This window comes from Mesorhizobium sp. M7A.F.Ca.CA.001.10.2.1 (assembly GCF_003998575.1).
Taxonomy (GTDB): Bacteria; Pseudomonadota; Alphaproteobacteria; order Rhizobiales; family Rhizobiaceae; genus Mesorhizobium.
The window spans coordinates 1-10,072 of the sequence record NZ_RZQY01000166.1 but is presented as its reverse complement, the minus strand read 5'-3'; the positions used below and the strand labels follow the sequence as shown (position 1 = coordinate 10,072).

Annotated in this window: 9 protein-coding genes; 5 read left to right on the top strand and 4 right to left on the bottom strand. The window is 61.5% G+C overall.

Going from position 1 to position 10,072, the window contains the following annotated elements:
• Positions 1 to 775, top strand: a 775-nt coding sequence (locus EN964_RS13360) for a xanthine dehydrogenase family protein molybdopterin-binding subunit (protein ID WP_164775809.1), incomplete at its 5' end; no start/stop codon positions are given.
• 528 nt (positions 776 to 1,303) lie between these two features.
• Here the strand turns inward: EN964_RS13360 and EN964_RS13355 are convergent.
• Together EN964_RS13355 and EN964_RS13350 are read right to left on the bottom strand one after the other, a co-directional pair.
• Entirely contained in the window at positions 1,304 to 2,365 is a 1,062-nt protein-coding gene (locus tag EN964_RS13355) for an isopenicillin N synthase family oxygenase (RefSeq protein ID WP_164748936.1), read from the bottom strand.
• A complete protein-coding gene (locus EN964_RS13350) occupies positions 2,362 to 3,321 on the bottom strand; it encodes a LysR family transcriptional regulator (protein WP_127268795.1) in 960 nt (319 codons plus the stop codon). The genes EN964_RS13355 and EN964_RS13350 overlap by 4 nt, the downstream gene beginning before the upstream one ends.
• A gap of 220 nt (positions 3,322 to 3,541) precedes the next feature.
• Here EN964_RS13350 and EN964_RS13345 point away from each other — a divergent pair, with 220 nt between their 5' ends.
• The 4 genes from EN964_RS13345 to EN964_RS13330 are packed head-to-tail and all read left to right on the top strand — an operon-like array spanning position 3,542 to position 8,196.
• On the top strand, positions 3,542 to 4,657 hold the full coding sequence (locus EN964_RS13345; RefSeq protein ID WP_164748937.1) for a BMP family ABC transporter substrate-binding protein: 1,116 nt from the start codon (positions 3,542 to 3,544) through the stop codon (positions 4,655 to 4,657).
• Entirely contained in the window at positions 4,657 to 6,207 is a 1,551-nt protein-coding gene (locus tag EN964_RS13340; protein ID WP_127273104.1) for an ABC transporter ATP-binding protein, read from the top strand. The genes EN964_RS13345 and EN964_RS13340 overlap by 1 nt, the downstream gene beginning before the upstream one ends.
• Positions 6,200 to 7,258 (top strand): ABC transporter permease, encoded by a 1,059-nt coding sequence (locus EN964_RS13335; RefSeq protein WP_127270302.1) that lies wholly within the window; start codon positions 6,200 to 6,202, stop codon positions 7,256 to 7,258. The genes EN964_RS13340 and EN964_RS13335 overlap by 8 nt, the downstream gene beginning before the upstream one ends.
• A 14-nt stretch (positions 7,259 to 7,272) precedes the next feature.
• Complete coding sequence (locus tag EN964_RS13330) at positions 7,273 to 8,196, top strand: ABC transporter permease (protein WP_127270303.1); 924 nt, start codon at positions 7,273 to 7,275, stop codon at positions 8,194 to 8,196.
• 395 nt (positions 8,197 to 8,591) lie between these two features.
• Here EN964_RS13330 and EN964_RS13320 read toward each other — a convergent pair whose 3' ends face one another.
• Both EN964_RS13320 and EN964_RS13315 read right to left on the bottom strand, forming a co-directional pair.
• The gene (locus EN964_RS13320; protein ID WP_164748938.1) at positions 8,592 to 9,302 is read right to left on the bottom strand and encodes an outer membrane protein; all 711 of its coding nucleotides are present in this window, start codon (positions 9,300 to 9,302) and stop codon (positions 8,592 to 8,594) included.
• Between the two features lie 222 nt (positions 9,303 to 9,524).
• On the bottom strand, positions 9,525 to 10,072 hold a 548-nt coding region (locus tag EN964_RS13315; RefSeq protein WP_164775808.1), incomplete at its 5' end, for a helix-turn-helix transcriptional regulator.

The following is a 10,072-nucleotide window of genomic DNA, read 5'->3' as shown; positions in this document are numbered from 1 at the left end:
CGCCGGCGTCACCGGCGGCTCGCGCCTGGCCGGCGTCATGACCGGCGCCGTATACAAGGCCGCGAGCTCAGCGCTCGACCAGTTGGTGGGCCTTGCCATCAGCGATCCGCGGTCGCCTTTCCACGCGCTGCAGGCCAACACGCTGGTCGTCGCCAATGGCCGCATCGCTTCGCCGCGCGGCGACGGCCCCGATGTCTCGATCGCCGAACTGCTCAAAAGCGTCGGCCGCGACCACATCGAAGCCACCGGCGACACCATGCCGGAAAACTCGACGCCAGAGGAGCGCTACAAGAACTACACCACCATCGCCATGGCGCTGCCTCACACCGAGGGCGACTATTCCCGCCACTCCTGGTGCGCGCATTTCATCGAGGTGCGCGTCGACGAGGACTTCGGCACGGTGCGTGTATCGCGTGTGGTGTCGGCGCTGGATTCGGGGCGGCTCTACAACCCGAAACTTGCCGAAAGCCAATGGAAGGGCGGCATCATCATGGGCATCGGCCAGGCGCTATTGGAAGAAGGCATCGTCGACCGCCGCCACGGCCGCATCGTCAATGACAACCTCGCCGACTATCTCGTGCCGACCAATGCCGACATCCCCGACATCGAGGTGATCTCGGTCGGCATCCCCGACCTGCATTCCTCGGTGCTCGGCGGCAAGGGCGTTGGCGAACTGGCCATTGTCGGCGTGGCGCCGGCGATTGCCAACGCGGTGTTCCATGCGACGGGAAAACGCGTGCGGGATTTGCCGATCACGCTGGAGAAGCTGATTTAAGGGCGGTGGCCGATCTCCCCCTTGAGGGTCCCCTTGTGGGGAGGCCAGGCCGCAGCTTCGGGCGGTGGTGCTCCCTCCACACTTTCACCTTCAGCACTCGCGCAACCATCAAGGGGTAAGACCATGAGCGACATCCATTTTGGCACCGGCAAAATGCCCCCTGAAAACATTACCCCCTCAGCATCGCCGACTGGCTGTGCCTTGCCGCGGCCATAGCCGAAACCGAGGCCCGCCACGCGATCCGAAAACCGCTGACCCGGACGACGAGCCGTGACTTCCTTATGCAGGTTTTCTGCTCCGTTGCTGCTCAAAGCCCAAATCGGCAAGACCGCGCTCCACGAAGCCCTCAAAGCCGAAAAATTAGCCACATCCACCGTCAAACCGAAATGGGTTCTTCTGGTGACTCCATGGCTAACCAGTTAACCCGACGCTACCCATCGCGGGTGCTATCATATTGATCTCGGTCAACGGACGGCGGGTACGCGATGCGCGGCCACAGGAGCGGCCGCGCATGACGGGATTATCCGCTTAAGCCGCGGTTTCGGCGCCGGCCTCGCTTTGCGCGGCATAGTGCGCAAATGTCGCCTTGAAGCGGCCGTTGACGTATTCGCCCGACGTGATCGGGGGGTACTTCGCAGGATGATCCTCATCAACGCAACTGGGAAGCACCTCGATCACGGCATCATAGTTTGGACCGAAGAAGAACGGGATCGAATAGCGTTCTTTGCCGGAACGGTTCACCGCGCGGTGGACGGTCGAGGCGAAAAGGTCATTGGTCCAACGCGCCATCTGATCTCCCACATTGACGACGAAGCAGCCGGGGACGGGATCGGCCGCAATCCACTCGCCTGTTGCATTCAGTACCTGCAAGGCTGAAATACCATCCTTCTGGGCCAGGATCGTGAAGCACTCATAGTCCGAATGCGCCCCAATGCCGATCTGTCGGTCATCGATCTCGCCAAACTGCGGTGGATAGTGGAGCACCCGCAAAGTTGCGAGCGGCTTGCCGACCAGCAGGTCGAAATATGTCTCCTCCAACCCCAGAGCCAGAGCAAAGGCATGGAGCAGGTGGCCACTCAGCGTCAGCATCTCGGCATGGTAGGCTTCCAGTGCCGTTCGGAACTCCGGCCTGCCCGCTGGCCACTGGTTGGGACCGTAGAGTACTTTGCCGGCCTTCACGTCCGGATCGTCGGCTGGCACATCCAACGCAATATCATAGGATTCGTGCAGGTCTCCGCGCGCGGTCGGATCCGTATTCTCTTCCAATATTGCCGCATAACCGCGATTATTCTTTGAATTGGAAACGTGATTCTCCATCTTCACGTCGTCGGATTCGGCGAAATACACCTCCGCCACCTCAAACGTGGCATCGATGACATCCTTCGGAACGTGATGGTTCTTGATATAGAGGAAGCCGACTTCCGTGCAGGCCTCGCGCAGTTCCTGGGCGAGCTTTCGCTTGGCCGCCTCGTCGCCTGTGAACATGGGCTCGAGATCAATGATCGGGATCTTGTCGAAGCTGACACGCTGCGGGTCGAGCCCTCCCCCTTTCATTGCACGCGCGCCGTTGCCGGTTTCAAGGACCTTCATTTTTCTGTTCCCTTTTCTTGCTGGCTTGCATCGAAAATTGTTTCGACGTAGTAGCGCGGCCCCGTGAAAACGAAGCCGGGCGAGAAGTAGCGGCCGCAGACATCCATGAACGCGGTCATCTTACGCGACGGAGCGTGCGGGCGCGATATGCGGATGCTGACCCGCTTTTCCGCGGACTCCCATGTGTCGAGCAACGGAATGAGGTGGCCGCGTTCACACTCGATCGTGGTGAAGAAGTGCGGTAGATAGGCAATGCCCTCGCCCGCAACGGCGAAGTACTTGATAGTCCAGTATTCGTTGGCGATCAGGTTGCTGCGCGGCAAGATACTTTCCTGCGCGGTACCTTTCTGTAGCCGCCAGTGCTGCAGGCCCGCCGAGGTGCGATAGACAATGCCCTGGTGTTCCGCCAAATCGGCGGGTTTTCGTGGCATCCCGGCACGCTCGACATAACTCTTGCTGGCAAAGAGTGCGAATTTTGCGGTGGAGAGCGTTTCGCCGCCTTCGATACCTTCGTCCCATGAAATCACGGCGTCGAGCATATCGAGGCTCTCCGGCGCGTAGAGAACGTGCGGCGAAAAGAAGGTGAGTTCGATTTCCACCTTGGGGTAGAGCTTTCTGAACGCCATGAGCATCTGCGTGTAGTAGGCCGTGCCGAACTCCCCCGTGGCGCCGATCCGCAAGGTTCCGGTCACGTCGTCGCTCAGTTCCGTCACGGCGGCCCGCGCCGTATCGCAGCTTTGCAGTATCTGCCGCGCGTGCCCGAGCAGGGTTTGCCCTGCCTCCGTGAGCAACAGGACACGGCCGGAGCGCTCGAACAGAGCGACCTTCAGATCGTCTTCAAGCTGCTTGAGCCGAAGACTGAGCGTGGATTTGGGCAGGCCGTACAACTTCGCCGCGGCGGACAATGACCGCAGTTCCGCGATTTTTACAAATGATGCCAGAGCATCGGTGTTCATTTGATCGTTCACATTTCTGTGCAAAATGCCCAAAAAATGAGCATGATTATTTTTGTTGCATGAACGAACGTAATCGGCTGTTATGCACTGCACAAGAGCCAATTCGCTTTTGCCAAATCAAAAAAGACGCTCCGGCGGCAATCGTCACCGTGCAGGGAAGCTGCATGGGCGCGGCATGCTTCCGGCTGAGAAAAACAAAGAAAACAAGGGGAACCACGAAATGAAAGAGCGCAACACGATGCCGTCCGGCTCAGTTCGCCTGTTCGCGGCGGCGGCCACGGTTTTCGCATCCTGTGCTGCGTCCGGCGCATATGCCTTTACTCTGGAAGGGTCGCCCAAGGTCGCGTTCATCTATGCAAGTTCAGCGCAAGACGGCGGATGGAACGAAGCCCTCGAGGCCGGCCGCAAGGCCGTGGAGGAACAGCTACAGGTGCCTGTCTCGGTGACGGAGAACATACCGGAAGAGACCACGAAGCTGCGCGCGGCGATCGATCTCTACGTCAAGCGCGGCTTCAACATCATAATCGGCACCACCTATGGCTACAGCGCCCCAATGGCCGAAGCGGCCAAAGCCTATCCGAATGTGGCGTTTCTCAGTGCTTCGGGCACGGAGAATGGGGCCAACATGGAAAGCTTCTATGCCCGCACTTACCAGGGTTGGTACCTTGCAGGCATCGCGGCAGGACAGGCGACGAAGACGAAGAAGATCGGCATCCTCGCCGGCTTTCCGGTCGGCGTGGTGAACTGGGATATCAACAGTTTTGCACTCGGGGCCCATTCGGTCGATCCTACGATCGAAACGGTCGCGGTCTTCGCCAACTCCTGGTGGGACCCGGTGAAGGAAGGGCAGATCGCCCAGGCCATTCTCGACCAGAAGGCCGACGTGCTCGCCACGAATCTGAGCGCGACCTCGGCGCTCGACGCCGCCGAAAAGGCAGGCGTTCCTTCGATAGGCTTTCAGCTCGACATGTCGCATGCCGCGCCGCGGACGATCCAGACCTCCGTCATCTTCCGCTGGGAGAAATATCTTGTGCCGACGATCAAGGAGATCATCGACGGCAACTGGAAACCCGAGGAATACGGCGCCTTCGAAGGCCTTGAAGCCGGCGTGGTCGATCTCGCTCCTTTTGGCCCCTCGGTTTCCGAGGAGACCAAGGCAAAGGTCGAGGCAGCAAAGCGGGAGATCATCACCGGCAAGCTTGATCCGTTCCAGGGCCCTCTGAAAAAGCAAGACGGCACCATCGTTGTCGACGCCGGCGGGAAGGTCGACGATGCGGCGCTCTGGTCGATGGACTATTTCGTCGACGGTGTCATCGGCACCATGCCGGCGAAGTAATGACGACGGCGCTTCCGCAGGCAGGAGACATGCGACAACCGCCGGGCACGCCGGCGGCTCTGTTGATGCGCGGCATAGGCAAGTCGTTTGACGGCAAAGCCGCGCTCCGCGATGCGTCCTTCTGTCTCGAATGGGGAGAGGTGCATGCCATCGTCGGTGAGAACGGTGCAGGCAAGTCCACTTTGATGAACGTGGCGGCCGGCGTCTATGTAGCTGACGGGGGCGACCAATCGATCGACGGCGAAGCGATCAGTTTGCGCAGCCCGCTGGAAGCCGCCGCCGCCGGTCTCGGCATGGTCCATCAGCATTTCCGGCTGGTCGAGAGTTTTACGGTTGCCGAAAATGTTCTCCTCGGCTTCGGTCGCAAGGCTGCTGTGAAAACGCTGAGCGATGCGGCGGCGATCGTTTCCGCCAAGTCGAGCGAGATCGGCCTGCCCGTCGATCCGCACAAGCTGGTAGCGAACCTTTCGATCGCCGAACGCCAGCGCGCCGAGATCATCAAGGTCATGCTTCTGGGCGCCCGAATTCTGGTCATGGACGAACCGACGGCGGTGCTGACCGACGAGGAAGCGCGCACGCTTCTCTCTTTTGCCCAGCGATTGTCGAGGCAAGGTCACGCCGTGGTTCTGATCACGCACAAGTTCCGGGAGGTTGCCGCTTTCTGCGACCGGGTAACGATCATGCGGCACGGCGAGACCGTGCTTGACGGTGCGCGGGTTGCGAACGTCACCGAAGCGGAGGTGGCGCGGCTGATGGTCGGCGATGCCTTGACGGTTGCGGGCCGGCCGTCATCTCGGCCGGGCGATGTGTGTCTGAGCGTGGAAAGGCTTTCCGCACGGGCGACCGCTCACGGGCAAAGCCTGAACGATCTCGGGTTCGAGCTGCATGTCGGCGAAATCCTTGGCATCGCCGGCGTCGGTGGAAACGGGCAGGAGGAACTCGTTGCCTGCCTTCTCGGACTCGACCGTGCCGGTGCCGGCGCGATCGTACTGGATGGCCAGGACATATCCACCGCCAAGCCAGACCAGCGCCGCGAGGCCGGCTTGCGCGTCATCCCCTCCGACCGCTTTGACAGCGGGTTGATCCGGGAGCTTTCCATTGCCGACAATCTCGCGCTCACGACCGTCGCCAGCGGTAGCTTCGGCGGTCCGTTTCTCCTGAGCCGGCGGGCGATGCGCGAGAAGGCCGCCGAGGCCATCGATGCGTTCGATATCCGCGGCGCGACGCCGGAACGGCCGGCCTCTTTGCTCTCGGGAGGAAACGCGCAGAAAGTGTTGCTCGCGCGGGAGCTCGATCACGGCCTGAAGGTTCTCATAGCGCATTCCCCTTCTCGCGGGCTGGACATGAAAGCGGCCGAGTTCGTCCGATCGGCGATCCGCGGAGCTGTGGAAGCCGGCGCGGCCTGCCTTCTGATCAGCGAGGATCTCCAGGAGGTCATGTCCCTGTCCCATCGGGTGGCCGTCATGAACAGAGGAAGGATCGTCGGCTGCCGTCAGACCGGCGACGTCACGCCTGAATGGATAGGAGGCCTTTTAGCAGGCCATGCTTGACACAGCTTTCCTTGTTCGCAGGCAAAATCCCGGCTTCTTGTTGACCAGTCTCAGTTATGTTGGCGGACTGTTGGTCGGGCTGACGGTTTCGGCGGTGCTGCTCGTGCATGCGGGCGTGCCGGCAAGCGCTCTTGTGGATGAGTTCCTGATTGCAACTTTTCTGACCTCGGACGGCCTCTCCCAGACGGCGACGGCCGCTTTACCGTTGGTGCTAGTCGGCCTCGCCTCCGGCGTTGCCATGCGCGTGCGGTTTTGGAACATCGGCGTGGAGGGCCAGCTATGGCTCGGCGCGATCGCGTCAACCTGGGTGGCGCTGAACGGCAGCGGGCCTGAAGTGCTGAGGTTGCCGACGATGTTCGTTCTGGCAGCGCTTGCGGGAGCCGCCTGGATTGCGATTCCGCTTTTTCTGAAACTCAAGTGGGGCGTTAACGAGGTTATTTCGACCCTGCTGCTGGGAAGCGTCGCGTTTCTGCTCGTGCAGCATCTTCTGTTCGGGGTCTGGAGAGACCCTTCCAACAGCTTTCCCGTGACCGCCACCTTTCCCGAGGCGAGCTGGTTTCCCGTTCTGGGATGGGGGCAGTTGCATGCCGGAATCTTCCTGGTCGCCGTTATCGCATTGTCCATCTGGTTCGTCATGGAACACAGCCGGGTCGGCTTCTACGCGGATGCTGTAGGTTTCAACGCCAAGGCCGCGCTCGCCACGGGCCTGCCGGTGCTCAGCATAGCCGTGGGGCTCGTGCTGCTCTCCGGCGCTCTCTCAGGCGTTGCCGGCATGATGATCGTGGCGGGGACGGAGCACCGCCTCAACCAGTCCGTCGGCAACGGCTATCTCTTCAGCGCGATCGTGATCGCCTACCTGGCCCGCGCGAAGCCATTGTGGGTGGTCGTGATCTCTTTCGCGCTCGGCGCGGTGTTCACCGCCGGGAATGTCCTGAAGGTTTTCTACTCGATCTCCGAAGCGATGATCGTGCTGATGCAAGGCGCGGTACTGATGTCGATTTTGATGGCGCAGTTCTTCAGCTCCTATTCGCTCAAACGGCCCAAGAACTAGGAAGGGGCAGTTGCATGGATTTTCTGATCGGCTGGATTGCCATCATTCCGAGCTATGCGGCACCGTTGCTGCTGGCGAGCCTCGGCCTCATTATCTGCGAAAGAGCCGGCGTTCTCAATCTTGGAGCGGAAGGGCTCATGGCGGTCAGTGCCATGACCGGCGCGATGACGGTGCTTTCCGGAGCCGATCCTTGGGTTGGTCTTGCCGCCGGCTCAGCGGCCGCGATGGCTCTCGCTCTGCTGTTTGGAATATCGACAGTCGCCTTGCGCGCCAATCATACGCTCGCCGGCCTAGCCGTCGTCGCAATCGGACTGGGCATCACCGGGGTCGTGGGGCGACCCTACGTGCAGAAGACCTTTTCTGGCATTTCCACACTTGGCGACCTCTTCGGGATAGACCGCGGTTCGGCATTCGGCCGCATTTTCGCGGTGCAGGACCCGGTTACGCTGGCGCTGCCGACCCTGGTCGGCGCGCTCTGGTGGTGGCTTTCCAAAAGCCGACATGGCCTCAGGTTGAGGTCCGTCGGGGAAAACCCGGCCGCCGCGGATGTCGCGGGTATCGACGTGCAACTGGTTCAGTTCGGGGCTGTCCTGGCATCCGGGCTGTTTTGTGGTCTCGCCGGAGCCTATCTCTCAGTCGCCACAAGTCATGTCTGGGTGGAGGGAATGGTCGCGTCGCGCGGCTGGATTGCCGTTGCGCTCGTCATCTTTTCGCGCTGGAACGCGGCTCGAGCTCTCTGGGGTGCGCTTCTTTTCGGAAGCGCGGATGCGCTTGTGCCTAGACTACAAGCCATAGGCGCCGACGTTCCTGTCTATCTCATGATGACTTTGCCGTACTTGCTGACGCTTGTCGTGCTGGTGGCAGGCTCATTGGGCGGCCGGCGCTCCGGCGAGCCGGCCTTCCTCGGCAGGGTCTATCTACGACAAGACAAACAATAAGGAACTTGCCCGGTTCATGAGCCCCGCCGCCCGCATCCTTCTGGACTTCGCGGATTTCATGGACAAGCATCAAGGATCGCCGATGTCTGTGCCGTCCCCCCTCGCCCGGCGCTGACCCTGCGGCTCCGCTCGACGCCTATTCGCGTGCCACTAACCGTGAGATCAAGAACAAAGCGCCACGGAGACGACAGAGGGGGTCGCCGCGCGTAAAGCGCCAACGTCATCCGCAACAGCAGGCCGAGCCCAGCCGGACCGCCCCCTCTGGCCTGCCGGACCCGGCCCTTCGCTTTCGCTCCAGGCGTTCGTCGTTCGGAAAGCCAAGCGATTGGCTTTCCGTCCGCTGCGCGGACCACTCCCTCACCCCCCTCAAGGGGGAGATCAGCAGCTTCAGCGGATCAGAACTTGTAGCTGAGCCCGACCCGGATATCCTGTGTCTGGAGGTCGACATGGGTTTCCGTAGGCAGACCGGCTGCCACCGAGAGGTCCTGGCTGCCGAAGTCGGAGTAGCGGTATTCGGCCCGCGCGATCCACTTGTCGGTAAAGGCGTGTTCGATGCCGGCTCCAACGGTCCAGCCGACATGGCTGTCGCTGTGGAGCGTTACTTCGGCGGCAGGGCCACCGGCGCTGACCGCAATCAGTTCATACTTGGCCGCGGCGACGCCGGCAGTGATGTAGGGCAAGGTCCGATCGAAAGCATAGCCGGCGCGCAGCCGCGCCGACCCCGACCATTTGAGTTCGCTCTTGAGCAACGTGGTGACACCGCCGCCGCCGGCGTCGAGGGCCGTCAGCCCATCTATATTGCTGTACACAATGTCGGCCTCGGCGCCGATCACGAAGCTGTTCTCCATCTGGTAATTGGCGCCGATATGGACACCGCCGATAAATCCGTTCGGATCGGTGGAGACATTGAGATCGGTGGCCCCGCCCAGTCCGCCGCCGGCGATGAACAGATTGGATTTTCCGGCCGCGTAGCCGATGTCGACGCCGGCATAGAGTCCGGACCAGTCGTAGCCGGATGCAACAGGCGAAACCTCATTGATATCAGCCGCACACGCCACACCGAGCGGCGCGAGAATGAAGGCCGTTGCGAGAAGAAGAGTTTTCATTGTTGTCTGCTGCCCCATGTTGCTTCCCCACCGCATAAATGAGCTGCGGAGATCCAGCTGTTGTCGAGAAATCCGGTGTTGCATTGTCCGCTGGCTGCGTCTTGGGCTGGGCCGCACCCGAATTGTCGGGGAAAGCATCGCAGCGCTTTCCCGGCTGGTGTGGCCATTCGGCCTCAGTCGATTGGCGTGTCGTGTATCCAGCGGGGTTGGCGGCCGGCGAGACTACCTGGCACTGCCCGGTGTCGAGCCGAATCGGCGGCGGAAGCAGCGGTTGAAATAGGAGACGTCGGAGAAGCCGCTGAGCAGCGCGATCTCGCTGATCCGCATGCGGTCATTGTGCCTGTCGCGGAGCATGCGATGCGCCCTTTGCAAGCGCAGTTCGAGAATGCGCTCGGCAAAGCTCACCCCGGTTTCCTGCAGCAGGTCATGGACATAGCGAACGGAGAGCCGCAATTGCCCGGCAACGCCCTGCGCCGAAATGGCGGGATCGGCGAAATTATCCCTCATCTTCTGCAGTATGGCTTGCAGCCTTGCCGCGCGCAGGCCGCGCAGGCCCGCCAGTTCGGCCGCTTCGCCCTTGGCGCCGGTCGCAAGGCCGATCAGGTCGACGATCGTTTCGGTGGCGTGGCCGATGAGGTCGGGCGAGACCAGCGCCGGGCCTGCTTCCAGGAAGCTGCAATAGCGCTTGAGCATGCCGAGCGCCTCATTGTCGGCTCCAACGGTCAACGCCAGCCGATCCTCGATATGAGCGAAGGCATTTTCCAGCACGG